The 19,655-nt window shown below is 47.9% G+C and carries 17 protein-coding genes, 1 pseudogene and 1 other annotated feature; of the genes and pseudogenes, 8 read left to right on the plus strand and 10 right to left on the minus strand.

The genetic code is table 11. The features are described from left to right. Positions 1 to 15: 15 nt before the first annotated feature. On the minus strand, positions 16 to 504 hold the full coding sequence (gene tpx, locus KNP03_RS02470; protein WP_214824792.1) for a thiol peroxidase: 489 nt from the start codon (positions 502 to 504) through the stop codon (positions 16 to 18). A 149-nt stretch (positions 505 to 653) separates the two neighbouring features. Between tpx and KNP03_RS02475 the strand changes: the two genes are divergently transcribed. Together KNP03_RS02475 and KNP03_RS02480 are read left to right on the plus strand one after the other, a co-directional pair. Then, positions 654 to 1,472: an NAD kinase gene (locus tag KNP03_RS02475; protein ID WP_214824795.1), complete on the plus strand. Its 819-nt coding sequence runs from the start codon at positions 654 to 656 to the stop codon at positions 1,470 to 1,472. A gap of 281 nt (positions 1,473 to 1,753) precedes the next feature. Beyond that, a pseudogene (locus KNP03_RS02480) lies at positions 1,754 to 1,843 on the plus strand (transposase); the annotation flags it as partial. 4 nt (positions 1,844 to 1,847) lie between these two features. Here the strand turns inward: KNP03_RS02480 and KNP03_RS02485 are convergent. Both KNP03_RS02485 and ezrA read right to left on the minus strand, forming a co-directional pair. After that, entirely contained in the window at positions 1,848 to 3,419 is a 1,572-nt protein-coding gene (locus KNP03_RS02485) for an amidohydrolase (RefSeq protein WP_214824797.1), read from the minus strand. A 73-nt stretch (positions 3,420 to 3,492) separates the two neighbouring features. After that, entirely contained in the window at positions 3,493 to 5,223 is a 1,731-nt protein-coding gene (ezrA, locus tag KNP03_RS02490; protein ID WP_214824800.1) for a septation ring formation regulator EzrA, read from the minus strand. Between the two features lie 237 nt (positions 5,224 to 5,460). Here ezrA and KNP03_RS02495 point away from each other — a divergent pair, with 237 nt between their 5' ends. Together KNP03_RS02495 and rpsD are read left to right on the plus strand one after the other, a co-directional pair. Then, positions 5,461 to 5,943 carry a GAF domain-containing protein gene (locus tag KNP03_RS02495; protein ID WP_214824802.1) on the plus strand — a complete coding sequence of 161 codons (483 nt, stop codon included), beginning with the start codon at positions 5,461 to 5,463 and terminating at the stop codon, positions 5,941 to 5,943. Between the two features lie 222 nt (positions 5,944 to 6,165). After that, entirely contained in the window at positions 6,166 to 6,765 is a 600-nt protein-coding gene (gene rpsD, locus KNP03_RS02500) for a 30S ribosomal protein S4 (protein WP_214824817.1), read from the plus strand. Positions 6,766 to 6,799: 34 nt separating this feature from the next. Here the strand turns inward: rpsD and KNP03_RS02505 are convergent, their stop codons facing one another. Continuing rightward, positions 6,800 to 7,426 carry a GTP pyrophosphokinase gene (locus KNP03_RS02505; RefSeq protein ID WP_214824819.1) on the minus strand — a complete coding sequence of 209 codons (627 nt, stop codon included), beginning with the start codon at positions 7,424 to 7,426 and terminating at the stop codon, positions 6,800 to 6,802. Positions 7,427 to 7,524: 98 nt separating this feature from the next. Further along, entirely contained in the window at positions 7,525 to 8,772 is a 1,248-nt protein-coding gene (gene tyrS / locus KNP03_RS02510) for a tyrosine--tRNA ligase (protein ID WP_214824821.1), read from the minus strand. A 47-nt stretch (positions 8,773 to 8,819) separates the two neighbouring features. Beyond that, positions 8,820 to 9,017: a binding site (T-box leader), on the minus strand. A 175-nt stretch (positions 9,018 to 9,192) separates the two neighbouring features. On the opposite strand from tyrS, the gene KNP03_RS02515 reads away from it, so the two are divergent. Beyond that, the gene (locus KNP03_RS02515) at positions 9,193 to 11,682 is read left to right on the plus strand and encodes a transglycosylase domain-containing protein (protein WP_214824824.1); all 2,490 of its coding nucleotides are present in this window, start codon (positions 9,193 to 9,195) and stop codon (positions 11,680 to 11,682) included. Between the two features lie 40 nt (positions 11,683 to 11,722). Here KNP03_RS02515 and acsA read toward each other — a convergent pair whose 3' ends face one another. Next, positions 11,723 to 13,429, minus strand: a complete 1,707-nt coding sequence (gene acsA / locus KNP03_RS02520) for an acetate--CoA ligase (RefSeq protein ID WP_214824833.1) — start codon at positions 13,427 to 13,429, stop codon at positions 11,723 to 11,725. A 154-nt stretch (positions 13,430 to 13,583) separates the two neighbouring features. Between acsA and KNP03_RS02525 the strand changes: the two genes are divergently transcribed. Genes KNP03_RS02525 through KNP03_RS02535 form a run of 3 tightly spaced genes read left to right on the plus strand, consistent with a single transcriptional unit; the run spans position 13,584 to position 16,023 of the window. Further along, positions 13,584 to 14,213 carry a GNAT family N-acetyltransferase gene (locus tag KNP03_RS02525; protein WP_214824835.1) on the plus strand — a complete coding sequence of 210 codons (630 nt, stop codon included), beginning with the start codon at positions 13,584 to 13,586 and terminating at the stop codon, positions 14,211 to 14,213. An 11-nt stretch (positions 14,214 to 14,224) separates the two neighbouring features. Continuing rightward, positions 14,225 to 14,857 (plus strand): acetoin utilization AcuB family protein, encoded by a 633-nt coding sequence (locus KNP03_RS02530; protein ID WP_214824838.1) that lies wholly within the window; start codon positions 14,225 to 14,227, stop codon positions 14,855 to 14,857. After that, a complete protein-coding gene (locus KNP03_RS02535) occupies positions 14,854 to 16,023 on the plus strand; it encodes an acetoin utilization protein AcuC (RefSeq protein ID WP_214824842.1) in 1,170 nt (389 codons plus the stop codon). Before KNP03_RS02530 ends, KNP03_RS02535 begins: the two co-directional genes overlap by 4 nt. Positions 16,024 to 16,067: 44 nt before the next feature. Here the strand turns inward: KNP03_RS02535 and ccpA are convergent, their stop codons facing one another. The 4 genes from ccpA to KNP03_RS02555 form a co-directional block, all read right to left on the minus strand. Further along, positions 16,068 to 17,081 carry a catabolite control protein A gene (gene ccpA, locus KNP03_RS02540; RefSeq protein WP_214824844.1) on the minus strand — a complete coding sequence of 338 codons (1,014 nt, stop codon included), beginning with the start codon at positions 17,079 to 17,081 and terminating at the stop codon, positions 16,068 to 16,070. Positions 17,082 to 17,207: 126 nt separating this feature from the next. Next, the gene (locus KNP03_RS02545) at positions 17,208 to 18,299 is read right to left on the minus strand and encodes a bifunctional 3-deoxy-7-phosphoheptulonate synthase/chorismate mutase (protein ID WP_214824851.1); all 1,092 of its coding nucleotides are present in this window, start codon (positions 18,297 to 18,299) and stop codon (positions 17,208 to 17,210) included. Positions 18,300 to 18,435: 136 nt separating this feature from the next. Continuing rightward, complete coding sequence (locus KNP03_RS02550; RefSeq protein WP_214824853.1) at positions 18,436 to 18,999, minus strand: YtxH domain-containing protein; 564 nt, start codon at positions 18,997 to 18,999, stop codon at positions 18,436 to 18,438. 22 nt (positions 19,000 to 19,021) lie between these two features. Then, on the minus strand, positions 19,022 to 19,537 hold the full coding sequence (locus tag KNP03_RS02555; RefSeq protein WP_214824862.1) for a DUF948 domain-containing protein: 516 nt from the start codon (positions 19,535 to 19,537) through the stop codon (positions 19,022 to 19,024). Positions 19,538 to 19,655 lie beyond the last annotated feature (118 nt).

Consider the following 19,655-nt stretch of genomic DNA (forward strand, 5'->3'; position numbering starts at 1 on the left):
ATTACGCCAAGCGAATCAATTGGCTTCTTTGAACGCCTCAAGCGCTGCATCGAAGTCCACTTCATCCGTCATCTCATCCATGTATTGTACGTATTGGATGATTCCATTGGAGTCAACAACGAAGACAGAACGGGCGAGTAATCGAAGTTCTTCAATTAGAACACCATATGATTGAGCAAATGAATGGTAACGATGGTCGGAGAGCATGACGACATCATCAAGACCCGCGGCTCCACACCAACGACGTTGTGCAAACGGCAAGTCGTTCGAAACCGTCAACACCGTACCTCCCATGTCAGTCGCTTTTTGATTGAAGGCGCGTGTCTGTGCATCACATACACCCGTGTCAATCGATGGGACGACACTAATCAATTTTTTCCCAGGATAAGTGTCCATCGTCACTTCATCTAGTGAAGTCGTCAATGCTGTGAAGTCTGGCGCCTGATCGCCTACTTTCACCGGATTCCCTTGTAACGTGACCGCATTCCCTTTAAATGTTGGCATTTGATCATCCCCTTTATTGTAGTTACGTCCTTATCATAGCGATGAGACCCCCTCGCTGACAAACTTCCTGCTTTTATCCCGGTTTCAGTTTCCCCTATGTTGCATTCGGGAAAGACGGTATAATGAAAGGGACATCATTGACAAAGGGGATGACTCAGATGAGAAACAATGTCTACTTGTACCATCGGAACGTCAACGACTTCGCGAAAGAAGTAAAAAAATTAAAAGAGATCGGGGAAAAATACGGATTCAACATCGTGGCACGTCCTGAAGATGCAAACGTCATCGTAGCCATCGGGGGCGATGGCGCATTTTTACAGGCCGTTCGTTTCACTGGATTCCGCCAAGATGCGATTTACGTCGGATTCGGCCGCGGCTTAAACGAGTTTTATTGTGATTTTGATATACATAAACTCGATGAAGTCGATCGCCTGTTCTCGGATAACTCAGCTCAGATTGAAGCCGGTTTGGAAGTGCGGAAATATCCGCTCTTGTCCGCATCAATCAATGAATCAACACCGCTTCTTTGTTTGAACGAGGCATCGATCAAATCGAGTATCATCAAGTCACTTGCGATTGAAGTCTACATCGATGATCTTCATTTTGAGACATTCCGTGGGGACGGAATGGTCGTATCGACACCAACCGGATCAACTGCATACAACAAGTCGCTCAGTGGCGCAGTTGTCGACCCGCTCATCCGCTGCATGCAGGTAAGTGAAATCGCGTCTGTGAACAACAACCGTTATCGTACACTCGGTTCGTCATTCATCGTCCATGAATCACGCAAACTCTCGCTTCGCATCGTCGAGGATGGAAACGACTATCCAATCATCGGCATGGACAACGAGGCGCTCAGTTTGAAATACACAGACCGGATCGACATCGAACTCTCTGATAAAGTAATCAAGACCGTCAAACTTCGGAACAACTCGTTCTGGCATAAAGTACAACGCTCGTTCTTCTGATTATAAAAAAGCAATGGCTTCTGCCATTGCTTCAGGCCGTAGACAAAGTATGGGTCTACGGTCTTTTTTTGTACTCCAACCGAGCACGGCTCGCTTTCCTAGGGGCTAGCAGGGAGCCGCATCGCAACTTCGTCGCTACTGGGTCACCCATCACGCTGTCCCTCTTCCCATATATATAAAGAGAAAAAGACACACGGGGCGCATCCGATGATTTACAAATCGACACAATCTGATGGTTTAGGGACTATATTCCGATGATAGGTGACATCCGAGTGTTGCCCCGGTCGATGCGTCAGAACATCCATGAGACCGAGAGGGACCTCGCCTATCGGTGGTTCCTCGGACTCGGATTCTCAGACAAAGTCCCGCATTCCTTTAAGAGGTGATCACTTCCGCCTCATATACCGGATTCCCGTCGACAACGGTCATCACGAGGCGGTTTTGTAAAATTTCTTCCCCTTTCAAGTCGAAGAAATCTTCTTCCCATACCGTAAAGGATGCGTTATAACTCTGGATCAACAACCCGTTTCGACCGTGCGTTCCTGTCGCCACATGCGGTGCATACGTAAAGCTTCGGAGTGCTTCGTACATCGACAGACGCTCGCTCGGGTTGAGTGTGCTCGAACCTTTAAACGATTGACGTGTCACTGCCCCGAACAGCCCTTTTCTGACATCTACGGATGAAATCGGCGCATCGCTGCCTCCTAAGAAGAGCGCACCGGTCTCCATCAATGATTTGAATCGATACACCTGGTCGATTCGTTCGTTCCCTAAGCGCTCGAACAGCATATCCATGTCGTCCGCCAAAAATACGGGTTGCGCATCGATGAGGACCGGTAAGGCACGAATCCGCTTCAGTAGTGAGTCATTCAGTAAAGAGGCGTGAATGATCCGGTCGCGCGTCCCTTTCTTCGCAGGATATTTCTCAAGGAGCGATACAAACTGCTCAACGGCCGCATCCCCAATCACGTGGGCCGCGACATTCATTCCGTAGGACCGCGCTTTTTTTACAAGCGCTTCAAGATGGTCCGGGCGATGGACCTCGATTCCCCGCTGACCACGGTCATCCGCATATGGCGCAGACAAAAGTGCTGTCCGTCCACCGAACGACCCATCAACGAACAACTTCATCGCTCCAAAATCAAATCGACGGTGCTTCGTCATGGCATCATGCTGGATGACCCGATCGACGACTTGTTCATGCACGAGTAGATGCGCGTGGAACGGGAGCTCATCAAGCACATCTTCGTAGGCTTGAATCGTCTCGATCGGGTCGCCGTGGTAGAACAAATCTTCCGTATGCGCCCCAACGATGCCATGCGCAAACAAGGAGTCAATGGCTCGTCTTAATGAAGCGGCATTCTTTTGGCGATTTCCACTCATTTCTTTATATAACAAGTCTAACGCCGCATCGTACAAAACACCGTTCAATTTCCCTTCCGCGTCGCGACCGAGCTTTCCACCCTCGATGACGGTATGGTGGATCAAACCAAGCCGTTCCAACCCTTTTGAATTGACCACCGCGACGTGCCGGCACACGCGTTTTAACACGACCGGTCGATCCGCGATGACTTCGTCAATCATTTCACGGGTCGGCATCTCACCGAGCATTCGATCATCGAACCCTTCCGCAACGAGCCAATCGTCCCCACTGTCTTTCTCTTTCATGGACTCAAGTAATGTACGTAAATTTGTCGACTCACTCGCATCGACGCGGTCTAACGCCTCGCCGTACCCGATTAAATGGATGTGTGAGTCGGTGAACGCTGGATAGACGCTCTTCCCTTCCAGATTCACAATGTTTTCAATCCGCCCCGCATATGTACGGCGAAGATGACCCTCTTCTCCCATTTTTAAAATACGACCATGTTCCACATACATTGCCCGTGTCATTTCATGTTCTTTATTTAATGTATAAATTTTACCGTTTACCCATAGTGTACCCATTCAGGACTCCTCCTCGATTGAAAAAAGATTGACGTCTACGTTTTTCCCGTTTACGTCAATCTTCATGCATGGTTTATTTTCTTAGTAGTTCTTGTTGTTCAAGCCCTTTATCGACTCGAACCCGGATTTCGTGGGCTCCATTTTCTTCAAAACGTCCGAGCACACGCTCACCAATCTCGACAGCCGTTCCATACTCTCCATGTAAAAATTTGTTTTCCGCTAACGTCAAAGCGATATGTATCTCATTGTCACGTCTACGGAAACGGTTCGCATATTGCAAGAGTTGTTCGGCGTATGTCACTTGACGGATCAACGCATGTACACGGTCGCGGAAGTGGTCCATCGTCTCTTCCACATCGTGACTCAGACCGACGATATATGTCATATTGAACGGCGCCTTCTCAAACTGTTCATCGAGTGACTGGACGCCTTTTTGCAGCTGGCGCATGTCGTTCGTCAAATCATTCGGAACGACCGGCATCGCGCTCTTCGCCAGCAGGCGGCGATGCGTAGAGAGTTCTTTTTTCCACGTCTCCAGCTTGTGACGAACCTCCAGCTCTTCTTTACGTAACGAGTTCGTATTCTCCACGAAACGATCATGCATGGCAGTGAACTGTTCGAGCGAACGTTTCGCTTCCTGTACCTTGGACTTGATCATACTGAACGGCAACATTTGAGCAATCAGCGCCTGTTCGATGTCTAATACATTGGCGGATAATGCGGAACGTTCTCGTTCAAGTTGTTCGAACTCTTCACCGACACGGGCATTGATTTCATAGTTACTGACCAAGCGGGACATGTCTTGTTGCAACTGCCCCATGAGCTCCGTCGTTTTCTGATCGCGCTCCTTGATCGTCGAAAACTCTTTTTTCACATATTGGCGTGCATCTACTTCAGTACGGAATGCCTCGAATAGTTGATCGATGTCCGAACTGAGCTGTTGCATGTCTTCTTCAAAATGATCAAATTCCAACCGTTCGATCCGATTCATCAATTCTGCACGGCGCTCTTCTGCCTGCTCGATTTCTTCTAACAAGCCGAGCGGTTCGAGAGCATAACCGTCCATTTGCATTTCCTTATGCCCGGCACGGAGTTGTTGAAGCTGTTGTTTCAATTCGACCTGGACAGTTCGAACGAACTGCGGGATGACCCGGACAAGCTCGCGAATGTGATTGACCTGGTCTGATAGAGATTGTCCTGTTTCAAATGCTTCGGAGACTTGACCTTCCTGTTTTAACGTAATCATTTCGGTCCGTTTTGCTTCAGCAGCCGCAATTTCTTGTTCGACTAAGGTATACGTCGGTCCGAATGCGCTATTTTGTGAGTTGAGCGTTTTACGGAACTGGTATAATTCTTTTTCGTCTTTCTTGACAATATCCAAAAGGGAAGAATGGTGAGCGTTAAACTCGGCCATTTCATCGAGCATGGCGTGTACCATCGCCTCGAGTTCTTCGATGAGCTGTTCAGTCGCATTTAGGTCGGCCTTCACTTTCATGAAGCGATACTTATCCAGATCTTCTTCTGACCCGTATAACGCTTCATCAATCTGACCCGCATGCACACTGACCAATTCATCCCAAGATTGATGCCAGCGATCAAACTTTTCTTTCGTTTCCCCTTCCATTGGCCATTGTTTAAACTTTTGAAGTTCAACTGGCACACTTGCACTGAGGATACTTTGCTTTCGCATGTCCAAGTCGTCGATTTTTTGGTAATAGTTTCTTCGAATGAGCATACTCCCTAGCATGACGCCTAAGGCGACAATGATGATTCCAATAATTAGTCCGTATATTCCGTAATCCATCTCTATCACAACCTCCAAGCCGCTTTCATGGACTTATGTACCTTATATTAAAAAAAGAAGTATTTTATAAGAATAGATATACTTAATCATATTATAGAACCAGCGATTTGCATAGGTTTTCCAACGGTTTCGAGACAGAATGTTATTTTTCTCACGATTCTTTCGCAAGACAAATGAAGAAATTGCGTGTACCATTATGCTAAATTCTGAATAAATACCGATATGGAGGGATTTTAGATGTTCCAAACGACATCGTATTCCGGCGATTTGGCCGCCGGCTATGAGTTACTGAATAAACAATTAGCAGCGTTACTTGAAGGGGAAACGAACCAAGTGGCCAACCTCGCCAACGCGAGTGCACTCCTTAATCAATTCCTCGACCGCATCAACTGGGTTGGGTTTTATTTGACGGACACAGAAGACAGCCTGATTTTAGGACCGTTCCAAGGTCTTCCGGCCTGTGTGCATATTGCGTTCGGGAAAGGTGTTTGCGGGACCGCCGCTTCGACACAAGAAACACAACTCGTCGCAGACGTGCATCAATTCCCTGGTCACATTGCGTGTGATGCGGCATCAAACTCTGAGATTGTGGTCCCGTTGGTCCGTGAAGGGAAGACGATTGGCGTGCTTGATATCGACAGCCCGGAATTCGATCGTTTTTCAGAGGTGGACCGTCAAGGGCTGGAGCAATTCTGCCAAACATTACTTCGCTTCATTTGATTGACAAGCGAACTCATTCATCGTATACTGAAATTCGTGCATGAAATGACGATAGCAGTCTTAGACAAACGTATCCACCTTTCGGGCCTCGACTACGTCGGAGGAGCATCTCGTAGCTTCGCTATCAAGTGAAGGTGCTTGAACCTAGAAAGGGGCGTTACTCGTCTTTGACATCGTTGTTCTTTTGTGCAAAATACATGAACAACAAGGAGGAGTCCAATCATGGCTCGTTACACAGGTCCAGCTTGGAAACTCTCGCGTCGCTTAGGCATCTCGCTTAGCGAAACGGGTAAAGAATTAGCAAAACGTCCTTACGCACCAGGTCAACACGGAAATGGTCGTCGTAAAATCTCTGAATACGGTCTTCAGCTTCAAGCGAAGCAAGCACTTCGTCACATGTACGGAGTGAACGAGAAGCAATTCCGCCGCATCTTCAACGATGCTGGTAAATTGCCAGGCATCCACGGTGAGAACTTCATGTTCTTGCTCGAATCACGCCTTGACAACCTCGTTTACCGTATGGGTCTTGCTCGCACACGTCGTGGAGCACGCCAACTCGTCAACCACGGTCACATCCTCGTTGACGGATCACGCGTAGACATCCCGTCTTACCGTGTAAAACCAGGTCAAGTGATTTCTGTTCGCGAGAAATCGAAGAACGTTAAAGCAATCGCTGAAGCACTTGAAGTAGCACCAGCTACAAAAGAGTTCGTTACATTCGACGCTGAGAAACTCGAAGGTACATTCGTACGTCTCCCAGAACGCGCTGAATTGAACGACCAAATCAAAGAGCAACTCATCGTCGAGTACTACTCACGTTAATGCTTTTTATCCCCTTCTCGCGAAGGGGATTTTTTTATGTCTTCAAAATTTCATGGCGAATCCGTCCCATCTGGGTATCGAGCGCGTCAGCCATCCGGGCCGCCTCAATCAATTCTTCCCGCGATTCTGACGGTACGTCATGTTGATACTTATATTGCAGCTTGTGCTCGGTCGCTGCCCAAAAGTCCATCGCCAATGTCCGAATTTGAATTTCTGCCGGCACCCAAATAATTCGTTCGGCCAGATAGACTTTTGTTTTTACAATCAAATGAAGGCTCCGGTAACCGCTCGGCTTCGGATGTTCGATATAATCTTTAACGACTTCGATTTTCAAATCATCCCGTGTCTCTAAATGTCGCAAGATCGCGTAAATATCATCACGGAAACTTGTGACAATACGGATTCCTGCCACATCATGGACGTTCTCCCATAATGATTCGACGTCTAACGGAAGCTCTTTCCGCTTCATTTTACGAACAATCGAGGGTAGCGTCTTCATGCGTGTTTTCACGTGTTCAATCGGAGAATACCCGAGTCGCGTCTGCCAATCCAGGTCGATGATCCCCAAATCGCTCTCCAACTCCGTGATGGCCATCTCATAATATCGGAAGCACTCTCGCCATTGATGGAACTGGTCTCCGAAAAACTCTTCAATCTCCATAACATCCCTCCTCTTCAGTTAGTGTAGCAAATCCTGCAGTTGAATATGGTTTAAAAAAACGTCCATCTCCGAAACAATTCCGGAGATGGACGCGCCAGTTAAACGTGACGAATCACGAAGTATTTTTTCTTACCACGACGGATGATTGTGAATTCACCGAGCGTATCCTCACGCGTGATGACTTTATCGAGCGCCTGTTCACGCTCTCCGTTCAAGTAAATCGCACCGTTTGTCACGTCTTCACGTGCTTGACGTTTCGACGGCGAGATTTTTGCTTCGACGAGGAGGTCGACGATATTTCGTTCACCATCCAACTCGAATTGTGGCATCCCTTTGAAAGCATCCGCCATGTCTTCCGGTTGAAGTGAAGTCAAATCACCGCTGAAGAACGCTTTCGTGATGCGTTCCGCTTGTTCAAGACCCGCTTCGCCGTGGACGAGTTTCGTCATTTCTTCTGCGAGACGACGCTGCGCCACACGCTTCTCAGGAGCTTCTGTCACTTCAGCTGCAAGTGCTTCAATCTCTTCATGCGTCATGAACGTGAAGTATTTGATGAATTTGATGACATCCGCATCATCGACGTTAATCCAAAATTGGAAGAACTCGTATGGCGACGTCTTATCTGCATCAAGCCAGACCGCTCCGCCGGCCGTCTTCCCAAACTTCTGTCCATCCGACTTCGTCACGAGCGGTACGGTAAGCCCGAACGCTTTCTCTGCATGCCCGAAACGGCGAATGAGTTCAAGACCTGCTGTGATGTTCCCCCACTGGTCGCTTCCACCGACTTGAAGACGGCAGTTCTCTGTTTCGTATAGTTTCAAGAAATCGTATGACTGAAGCAACATGTACGAGAACTCAGTGTACGAGATCCCGTTTTCCATGCGCGAGTCGACTGAATCTTTCGCCAGCATGTAGCTGATTGGGAAATGCTTCCCGATATCACGAAGAAAGTCAATGACAGACATCTCTTCTGTCCATTCATAGTTGTTCCGAATCATGACTGGGTTTTCTCCTTCTAAAGGAAGGAAGCGGCTCAATTGATCTTTGATGCGGTCAGAGAACAACTTGACCGTATCGAGCGTGTTGAGCGAACGTTCATCCGAACGGCCAGACGGATCTCCAATCATACCGGTTGCTCCACCGACGAGCGCAACGACACGGTGTCCTGCTTCCTGGAAGCGTTTAAGCGTCAAAATCGGTAACAAATGCCCGATATGAAGCGAATCCGCCGTCGGGTCGAATCCGGTGTAGAGCGTTGTCGGTTGTTTCAGTTGTTCTTTCAATCCTTCTTCGTCCGTCATTTGGTTGACGAGCCCTCGAAATTCTAAATCCTTCAATAATTCCATGTTTCCCACTCCTTCAATTGGCATAAAAAAACGTCCCTTCTCATACGAGAAGGGACGGAGATTCCGCGGTACCACCCTAATTGTCACATGACGTGACCACTTTAGCGAGAGATATCGGTCTCGACCCGGCCATTCGGCACGCTCCAAAAGTGTAATTCATCGACTGGCGTTGGCTAGTTCACAGCATCCACTAGCTTTCTGGGCAAGAGGCCAATCCACTACTTCGCTTTTTTCATCGCGTTGTATCTTTATAAAATCGTAACTATGCATACCATATTATAAGGTTCCATTCGACGTTGTCAACTATCTAGATGAAAGTTGCACATTCCAACGGATTCACGATAAGGTGGGGAAAGACTTGTGCTATAATCGAATATATTACTGTCTAAAATAGTTTTACACCATATTAAGGAGGCTGTCATGCTGCAGAAGATTCGAGATTTATGGAATAAACCGACGTCTTTAAAGGCCCGTCGTTATGCCAATGTGATTTATGATGTGTCGTGGAACGTGCTGCTCCTCACCATCGTTTCCGTTGTATTGATCGGGTTTTTAGGAGCGGGGATTGGAGTCGGGTATTTCGCATCCCTCGTAAAAGATATGCCAACCCCAACATATAAAACAATGACCTCACAGATTAATACGTATTCATCTACTTCCGATATCTATTTTGGAAGTGGTGAGCGGATTGGAAACTATACGACGGATGAAGTACGAATTCCAATTCCAGTGGAAAAAGTATCTCCATACGTCATCGACGCCTTGTTGGCGACAGAAGACGTTGAATTTTATGAGCATGACGGTGTCGTGCCAAAAGCGACGCTTCGTGCGATCATTCAGGAAGCAACAGGCTCTGAAGATCGGACTGGTGGTTCAACCCTTACTCAGCAGTTGATCAAAAACCAAATGTTGACGAATGAAGTGTCGTTCGAACGGAAAGCGAAAGAGATTTTGCTCGCGCTCCGTCTTGAAAAAGCAATGGATAAAGATGAAATTTTAAACGCTTATTTGAATGTTGTTTCATTTGGTCGAAACTCAATGGGGCGTAATATTTCAGGGATCGAAGCGGCATCCCGCGGTGTCTTCAACACATCAGCAGAGAAGTTGACGCTTCCTCAGGCGGCATTTTTAGCCGGTATCCCGAAAAACCCGTTCTACTACACACCTTATTATAAAGGTGGCGTTATCAAAGAAGACGTATCGGGCGCAATCAACCGGATGAAGACCGTTCTCAACCGGATGTATGTCGCTGGTAAAATTTCAAAAGAAGATTATGAAGCAGCCTACAATTATGACATCACGCAAGACTTCATGAAAACGCAGTCGAAGCCACGGGACAAATATCCGTATGTCGTCCAGTGGGCAGAAGAGGAAGCGTTAATCATCGTTCGAGATCACCTATTAAAAGAGGATGGCGTCGATGTGAACGAGCTCAGTTCGGAGGACCGAAAAGAAGTCCTCGCCACGTACGGACGTCGTGCGCATAACGCATTACGTCAAGGCGGCTATAAAATCAATTTGACACTCGACAAAAAAATTCACGAAGCGATGCAACAACCGGCCAAAGACAGCGGCAATTTCGGACCGAACAACGATGCCGACGTCGATCCGAAGCAAGGTCCGGAACAAACGGCTTCCGTCATGTTAGAGAACAAGACCGGAAAAATTCTTGGATTTATCGGTGGTCGCTATGTAAATGGCAAAACAGACGACTTCAACCGCGCACGCCAAATGGAACGGCAAATCGGGTCGACAGCGAAAGCAATCCTCGTCTACCCGAACGCGATTGAAAGTGGACTCGTCACACCAGCCACTGTCGTGATTGATGAAGAGTATAAATATCAGCACGGAACCAATCCGAACACGATCCCTATTCAAAACTACTACAGAAACCCTGACTTTCGTGGTGTGATGACAGTTCGTGAAGCGTTGAAGATTTCAAGTAACATCCCTGCTGTGAAAATCTACGAAGAACGGGCTGCCTTCATGCAGGACACGGAAAAACTCATCCAAATGGGGATTGATGTACCAGATGAGACACGCATGGCCCCTTCGATGGCGCTCGGGGTCAGTTCGGTCAAACTTGCCGACCTCGCTTCAGGCTATGCGATGCTCGCCAACATGGGCGAACATGTCGAACCGTATATCATCGAGAGCATCGAGTTCCAAGGTGAGACGATTTATCAACACGAATCGAAAAAGACGCGCATCTATCAAGAGCGTACAGCCTATCTCATGATTGACATGTTGCGAGATGTCTACAAGTCTGGAACAGCGACGTATGCAAACGCACTCCTTAAAGTACCTGGCGACTGGATGGGGAAAACCGGTACGACACAGGATATTCGAGACTCTTATTTGGTCGGGTCGACTCCTGGAATCACCCTCGCCGTCTGGACTGGATATGACGTAGAGAATAAATTGAAATACGATAGTTATTATCAACGGACGCAAGGCATGTGGTCACAGGTTGCAAATAAAGTATATGCTGTGAACCCTGACATCTTCGAATCCAACACTCGCTTCAAACAACCTTCTAGCGTCAGAGCAAAAGATTTCAAAGACTCAGGTACATTCTCTGAGAAGAAAAAAGCAGAGGAGAAAGAAGAGGAAGAGAAGAAGAAGGAAGAAGAAGAGAAAGCAAAAGAAGATAAGGAAAAAGAAGAGGCACAAAAAGAAAAAGAAGCCGAAGAGAAGAAAAAGCAAGAAGCTGAGGCAGAGAAAAAAGCCGAAGCGGAAGCTAAGAAAAAAGCCGAAGCTGAGGCAAAAGCCAAAGCAGAGGCGGAGGCAAAAGCCAAAGCAGAAGCGGAGGCAGCAGCTCAAGCAGAAGCGGAAGCTGAGCAACAAGCTGAAGAAGAAGCCGCTCAGCAAACAGAAGAAGAAACAACTTCTGATACTGAAGGAGCTTAATAAAAAAGGTCGACACCGCGGTGTCGACCTTTTTTATTACTCAATCTTCCATTGTCGATAAATCGCCTGTCTCCAAATTCAATTCCCAAGCTTTCAAGACACGACGCATGATTTTCCCGCTTCGCGTCTTCGGAAGCTTATCTTTGAATTCAATTTCACGAGGTGCCGCATGGGCAGCCAACCCTTCTTTCACGAACTGCTGAATCTCTTGTTTCAGCTCATCTGATGGTTCATACCCTTTTCGAAGAGCGATGAACGCTTTGATGATTTCACCACGTACCGGATCCGGTTTCCCGATGACGCCTGCTTCGGCAACCGCCGGGTGTTCCACAAGACGGCTCTCGACTTCAAATGGTCCGACGCGCTCCCCAGCGGTCATGATCACATCATCCACCCGTCCTTGGAACCAGAAATAACCGTCTTCGTCCATATACGCCGAATCTCCTGACACATACCAATCGCCCCAGAAGTAGCTCTCGTATTTCGCTTCGTTTTTCCAAATTTGACGCATCATCGATGGCCAAGGGGTCTTAAGTGCCAAGTTCCCCATCCGATGAGGAGGAAGAGGTTGCCCGCGATCATCGAGAATCGCCGCCTCGCATCCAGGAATCGGTTTCCCCATCGATCCAGGCTTAATATCCATCGTCGGATAGTTACAAATCATCATCGCGCCCGTCTCGGTCATCCACCATGTGTCGTGGATGCGCAAATCGAACGAATCATGCCCCCACCGGATGACTTCCGGATTTAACGGTTCACCGACAGACAAAATGTGACGCAATGAAGACAAATCATATTTTTCAAATGCCTCGTCTCCAGCACCCATCAGCATCCGGAATGCCGTCGGCGCACTATACCACACGGTCACACCGAAACGTTCAATCACGGAATACCAGAACTCCGGATTGAATCGACCTCCGACAATGACATTTGTCGCACCATTTAAGAATGGGGCAAAAATACCATAGCTCGTGCCTGTCACCCATCCCGGGTCAGCCGTACACCAGTAAATGTCGTCCGGTTGTAGGTCGAGTACCCACTTCCCGGTCATCATGTGTTGGATCATCGCATTATGGACGTGTAAAACACCTTTCGGTTTCCCTGTCGAACCGGATGTATAATGTAAAATCAAACCGTCTTCACGATCGACCCAAGTCAATTCTAGATCTGTCGACGCATTATTTGCCAACTTCCGATAGTCGATCACTTTCCCAGACTCTTCGACTCCATCATCCACGAGTAAAATCGTCTCCAAGTGTGGCAATTGATCAACCGGGACGCGTGGCAACAAATCTTTCGTCGTGACGATGACTTTCGCCTCGGAATCAAGAAGTCGATCATGTACCGCCTGTTCCATGAAGGCTTCGAATAACGGACCGACGATTGCCCCAAGTTTCAATGCACCTAACAAAATAAAATAAAGTTCTGGTTGGCGCGGCATGAAGATAAAGACACGGTCGCCTTTTTCTACGCCGATCGACTTCAGAACATTACCCGATCGATTACTTTCTTGTTTCATGTCTGCATACGTGAACCGCTCTTCCCGCTCCCCGTCGAAATAAAGCAATGCCACTTTCGTCGCCAATTCACTTTCGGCATGACGATCGATGGCTTCATATGCCATATTGACTTTCCCCGTCAAATTCCAAGAAAATAGTGCTTCTGCTTGTGTCCATTCGAACGACTGACAAGCCTCTTCATACGACGATAATTGATGTTCCCCTGATAACGCTTTCAATTTTTCCATCGCTAAAGATTCGCCTCCCCTGTAAAGATTGGTATAACCACTTTCAGTATAGTGTTAAAATTATGACAAATCAATGAATTTCCAATTTCATCAAAACGTGATGAATCATCCGTCATGAAAGCGCTATAATAGAGGTGGAAAAGGTGGTGACCTTATGGAAAAACAATATCATTCAAAAGTGTGGAATACCTCACAAGGAGAGGTATTCATCGACGGGCCCGTTGAGCCCCAGGTGTTGAAAACTTATCGCCTCGATGATGGACTGACGGCCTTTCGGGAACCAGAGGACCAGCATGAAGCACTCGTCGATATTGCCGGTTTGAAAGAGGGACGGATTATCGTCGCGAGGCAAGACGATCTCGTCATCGGTTATGTCACATTTTTATATCCGGATCCATATGAACGATGGAGTGAAGGGAATGATCCCTACATCCTCGAGCTGGGTGCGATTGAAGTCAGCCCCCGCTTCCGTGGACAGCGTATCGGAAAACAACTGCTCGAAGTGTCGATGATGGACCCGCACATGGATGACTTTTTAATTTTGACGACAGAGTACTATTGGCATTGGGACTTAAAAGGCAGCGGTCTCTCGATTTGGGACTATCGAAACGTCATGGAAAAGATGATGAACCATGGCGGTCTCGTCTTTTACCCGACGGACGATCCCGAAATCGCTTCACACCCTGCGAACTGTTTGATGGCCAGAATTGGCAAGAATGTCCGGCAAGAAACGATTGATCATTTCGACTCACTCCGGCTACGACGCCGGTTTATGTATGATTAAGGAGGGAACTTATGTTAATCGAACAGATGATGAACCGGCATGTCGTGACCATACAACCGACAAATACGATCGCCCATGCGGCAAAGTTGATGCGGGAGCATAAGGTTCGCCACTTGATCGTGACAAATCCGGCACGACAAGTCGTCGGAATCGTCGGTCAGTTTGAAATGAGCGGCGCCTCGAGTATCTTTCATCCAGAAAGCGCAAGCGCCGATTTTCAAAATCCCGTCTCGAGCATCATGATTTCAGATGTGACCACAGCAAACCCTTATGACTTTTTCGAAGATGCGGCTGCCCTATTTTATGAATATCGCTTGACCTGTCTGCCGATTGTCGAGCAAGGAAAACTGGTCGGTGTGTTGACTGAGACCGACTTGTTACGCTACTTCGTACAATTGACCGGGGCACTCGAACCGAGCTCTCAAATCGAGATCCTGGTTGAAAACACGACCGGCACGCTCGAAAAAGTGACACGACTCTTAGCGAAAACAAACGTGAATATTATAAATGTCTTCGTTCACCCGACCCCTGACCCGTATAAACGAATCATCTCGTTCCGTGTTCAAACGATGAATCCGCTCCGGATCATCGAACGGTTGAAGCGCGAAGGCTACGAAGTATTAGGACCGGAGATGTCACGATGAGACCCGCCTACATATTTGGAGAGGATGAGACGTCTTACCGGTTTCACGAAGACCACCCGTTCAATCCGATCCGACTTGAACTTACGACTTCTCTTCTTCTCGCTGCCGGGAAACTCACTGAGGACGAGTGTATCGCCCCTCCTCTTGCCACTCCGGAAGAGCTGGCACTGGTCCACGACGTCGATTACATTGATGCGGTCCAAGCCGCAGCGGCAGGTGAATTGGCTACTCTCAAGGCGAATAAATTCGGACTTGGGACGGAAGATACCCCCATCTTCCCGTCCATCCATGAAGGCGCCGCCCGACTCGTCGGCGGAACGATTCATGCGCTCGACCTCGTCGCGAGCGGAAAACGGGAACGGGCATTTCATGTCGGCGGCGGTCTGCATCACGGGATGCGACGGAAAGCGTCCGGTTTTTGTGTCTATAATGATGCCGCGGTCGCCATCGCCCATGTGAGAAAACAGTATGGCTCACGCGTATTGTATGTGGATACAGATGCGCATCACGGTGACGGTGTCCAGTGGCTATTTTACGATGATGAGGACGTGATGACGCTCTCCATACATGAAACGGGACGATATCTATTCCCTGGAACAGGTGCCGTCACAGAGCGTGGCAACGGGAAAGGATACGGGTATAGCTGGAATGTTCCAATCGATGCTTTTACCCAGGACGACTCTTTTCTCAAATGTTATGAGACCGTCTTACGGGAAGCATGCGAATGGTTCAAACCGGATATTATTTTGACCCAGAACGGGGCAGATGCCCATGCGTTCGACCCGTTGACGCACCTCGCCTCAACAATCCATACGTTCGAGCAAATCCCGCAAATTGCCTCACGTCTCGCGGATGAATATACGGAGGGACGTCTCGTCGCACTCGGAGGTGGAGGCTATGACTGGTATCGTGCCGTTCCCCGCGCCTGGGCACAAGTTTGGGCAGGATTGACGCGCGAAGCACCATATGCAGGGGATATCCCTAAAGAATGGATCGAACGGTGGTCGAACGTCACCGACCAGCCGTTGCCTACTCGATGGGACGATTCCCTTTACTCATTCGATCATATTCCGCGTCGACAACAGATTGAGGAAAAAAATTGGGAAGTTACGAAACGCGCATTTTGGCCCTTTATCTCAAATGAACGAAAGTCACTTTATCTCTAAAAAAATCCTGGTCCACTATCTCTCAGTGGACCAGGATTTTTGCGTTAGTCTTGACGAAGTGAGTCACGACGTTCAATCCGGTGAGGAAGTACGACGTTTTTCTCTTCGATCTCTTCAGAATTCAAAATTTTCGTTAATAGGCGCATCGCGACGGCACCAATGTCATACATCGGTTGAACGACCGTCGTCAATTTTGGACGAATCATCGTCGCGAGGCGGGTGTTATCGTGTCCGACGACCTCAAAATCATCCGGCACTGAATACCCCGCATCCTGGATGGCGTGGATGACACCAAGGGCCATTTCATCCGTTCCGGCGAAAATAGCCTTCGGACAATCGTCACGCTCCAACATTTTCTGCATCGCTTCAAGACCTGAAGCATATGTGTAGTTCCCAAGAATCATATCCTGCTCATGGAACGGGAGACCCGAATCCTCGAGAGCACGACGGTAACCGGCAAATTTCTTCTCACCATTAATTTGCTGTTCGAGCGGACCTGTAATAAAACCAATCCGGTCATGTCCATGGTCGATGAGCATCTTCGTCGCGTCATATGCCGCTTGCTCATAGTCGATGTTAACCGCCGGCAAATCATAGCCTTGGTTCAACGTCGCCGCAAGTACGATTGGGACTGGCGACTTTTTAAATTCTTCCACGAGGTCTTCGTGCAATCGACCACCCATGAAAATAATGCCGTCCACTTGTTTTCCCAAAAGGGTGTTGAGCAGATGGACTTCTTTGTCACGACTCGAGTCCGAGTTTCCAAGGATGATGTTGTACTTATACATGGTTGCGACGTCTTCGATTCCGCGTGCTAAATCCGCGAAGAAAATGTTCGAAATATCCGGGACGATTACGCCGACCGTTGTCGTCTTCTTACTGGCTAGACCGCGTGCCACGGCGTTTGGACGATAGCCTAGGCGATCAATGGCATCCTGTACTTTTTTACGTGTCGTCGGCTTTACATTCGGGTTACCGTTGACGACTCGCGAGACAGTCGCCATCGATACGCTTGCCTCTCGTGCGACGTCATAGATGGTTACATTGTTACTATTCATGAATACTCCTCCTACAAGCAGTGATTTTCAAAAAATTTTCATAAAACGTGTTAAAAAAGGAAGACAGGTATCTGTCATCATTTTACCCTGTCTCCATGCGATATAAAACGTTTCCAAATGGAAAGCTTACTTTTTCACCAAATCAAGTTTAGGAAATTGGGTCGTGAGCCCTTCCACAAATTGATCAAATTGATCAAAATCGAGTTGCTGCTGTGCATCTGAAAGCGCGATGGCAGGATTCGGATGTACTTCAACCATAATGCCATCCGCTCCGATTGCGAGAGCTGCCTTCGCCGCCGGTAACAACAAGTCACGACGTCCTGTAGAGTGCGTGACGTCTACCATGACCGGCAAATGCGTTTCCTGCTTTAAAATCGGTACAGCTGTGATGTCTAACGTGTTTCTTGTCGCACGTTCGTAAGTACGAATTCCACGTTCACATAAAATGACTTGGCTGTTTCCGCTCGACATGATGTATTCTGCCGCATAAATGAATTCTTCGATTGTTGCCGAGAGACCTCGTTTCAATAAAACCGGTTTGTCTGTTTTACCGACTTCTTTTAACAAGTCGAAGTTTTGCATATTACGAGCGCCTACTTGAATGATGTCCACGTATGGAAGCGCAGACTCCACGGCACCTGGTGTCATGATTTCCGTGATGACGCGTAAGTCGTGTCGGTCAGCAGCCGCTTTTAACAGTTTCAGTCCTTCCAACCCTAATCCTTGAAAATCATATGGCGATGTCCGTGGTTTATACGCCCCGCCTCGCATGATTTTCACACCGGATTGCGCTAACTTTTCAGCGACGGCATTCACTTGTTCAAACGATTCGACCGCGCAGGGTCCCGCAATCAGTTGAGGAACCCCGTTTCCAATCGTCACATCTTTCAACTGCAGCACCGTATCCTCTGCTTGACGCTTCCGCGAGACGAGTAACGTTTTGTCACGGTCCTCACCTTGCAGTTCAGCCGAAGCTTTAAACATCTCTTTGAAAATATGTTGAAGGCGTGACGTTTCGAACGGTCCTGGGTTCGACGCAGCGATAAAATCAAGCATTTCACGTTCACGTACCGGATCATACCGTTCCACACCTTGAAGTCGTTTTACTTTCCCGATTTCAACTGCGAGTGCCCCACGACGACTAAGCAGGTCGAGCATCTCACGATTGATTTCATCCATTTCTCGACGTAATCGATTCAATTGATCTTGTGGACTCATAATTTCCCTCTCATTTCTAAGCCGTTCTTTCCAGAAACCTAATTATATCGAATTTTTTATGCTTTGTCATAAGGAAAAAGCCCACGTCACAAATTCACCAAAAAAGAGACCGTTTCGGAACGGTCCCTCGCTTCAGTCACTCATCTTTTTTCAAATCATCTTTCAGATGGTTGAGATCTTCTTTCGCATCCTCATCAATCAATTCATTGACAGGTGCTTCAAGTGTATCATCCGACTCCGCCTCGCCTTCAAAAGAATCGACAGATTGACCTGATTCGTCTTCTTCAGCTGCTCGGTCCATCTGTTCTTTTACTTCTGATTCCGCTTCAGCAACAAGTTGATCGGCTTTTTCCATCGCTTCTTCGATTGAAAGGTCGTCTTCATCCATCTGTTGTTTGAGTTCAGCGGCGTTACGCGCCTTCTCTTTCACGATGCTCAAGACGGGAGCTGCTTTATCGCTAGCAACCTTGATCCATTCTCCGACAACCGGTTCAGCCTTTTCACGCATTTCTTTCGATTTGACTGTCAGACGTTCACGTGAAGGAGACGTCTTTTCATCGATATACGTCCGGACTTCGCGACCGCTCTTCGGCGATGTCAACACGGCCACAGCCGCTCCGATGATTCCTCCAAGGATCACACCTGTTAAGAATCCGCTACCGGATTGAGTTGGTTCAGTTGGTTGTTTGTTCACTGTCATATGCGTGTTCCTCCCAATTGTTTTATTTGATGGTATCGTCGGTCACAATCATGTCCGGTGATACGGGTGTTTCTTCTTTCTTCTCCCGACGACCTCTTCTGCGCGGTCGTTCTTTTGTAGAAGAAGACGACTCCGGTTTGTTCTTTTTGAACAGCTCCACAGCCACGGAGCCCCAGCGAACCGCTTGAGCGATCTGCTCTTTATTCTCATCGGCTGCTGAATGAACCGAAGAAGAAACGGTACGAACCGATTCCGTCACTTCGTTCAACGAGGTGCCCAGCTCATCCAGTGCATGGGCTACAGGAGCAAGCAATTCTGTTTTCTCCTCTACGTTATCCACGAGACGGTTCGTCTTATGTAAGAGCGCCGTCACTTCCATCGTGATGCCATCTAGCTGTCGTTCTAAGTTCTCAGTCGTGTTTGCGACACTTCCGAGCGTGCGATTGACGTTCGATAAGACACGCGCCAAGAAAATGACGAGCACGACGAAAGCGAGTGCCGCAACCAGACCCGCGATGCCTCCTAATGTGATCTCCATTCAATCCATTCCTCCTATTCAATCAATTCTTGTTTCATTATAGCACCATTATGACTGAAAAGATTTGCTACTACCGTTTTCGCCATTCGGTCTGATTATTCCTTTACCCGTTTTTATG

It is taken from the genome of Exiguobacterium algae (assembly GCF_018617875.1).
Taxonomy (GTDB): domain Bacteria; phylum Bacillota; class Bacilli; order Exiguobacteriales; family Exiguobacteriaceae; genus Exiguobacterium; species Exiguobacterium algae.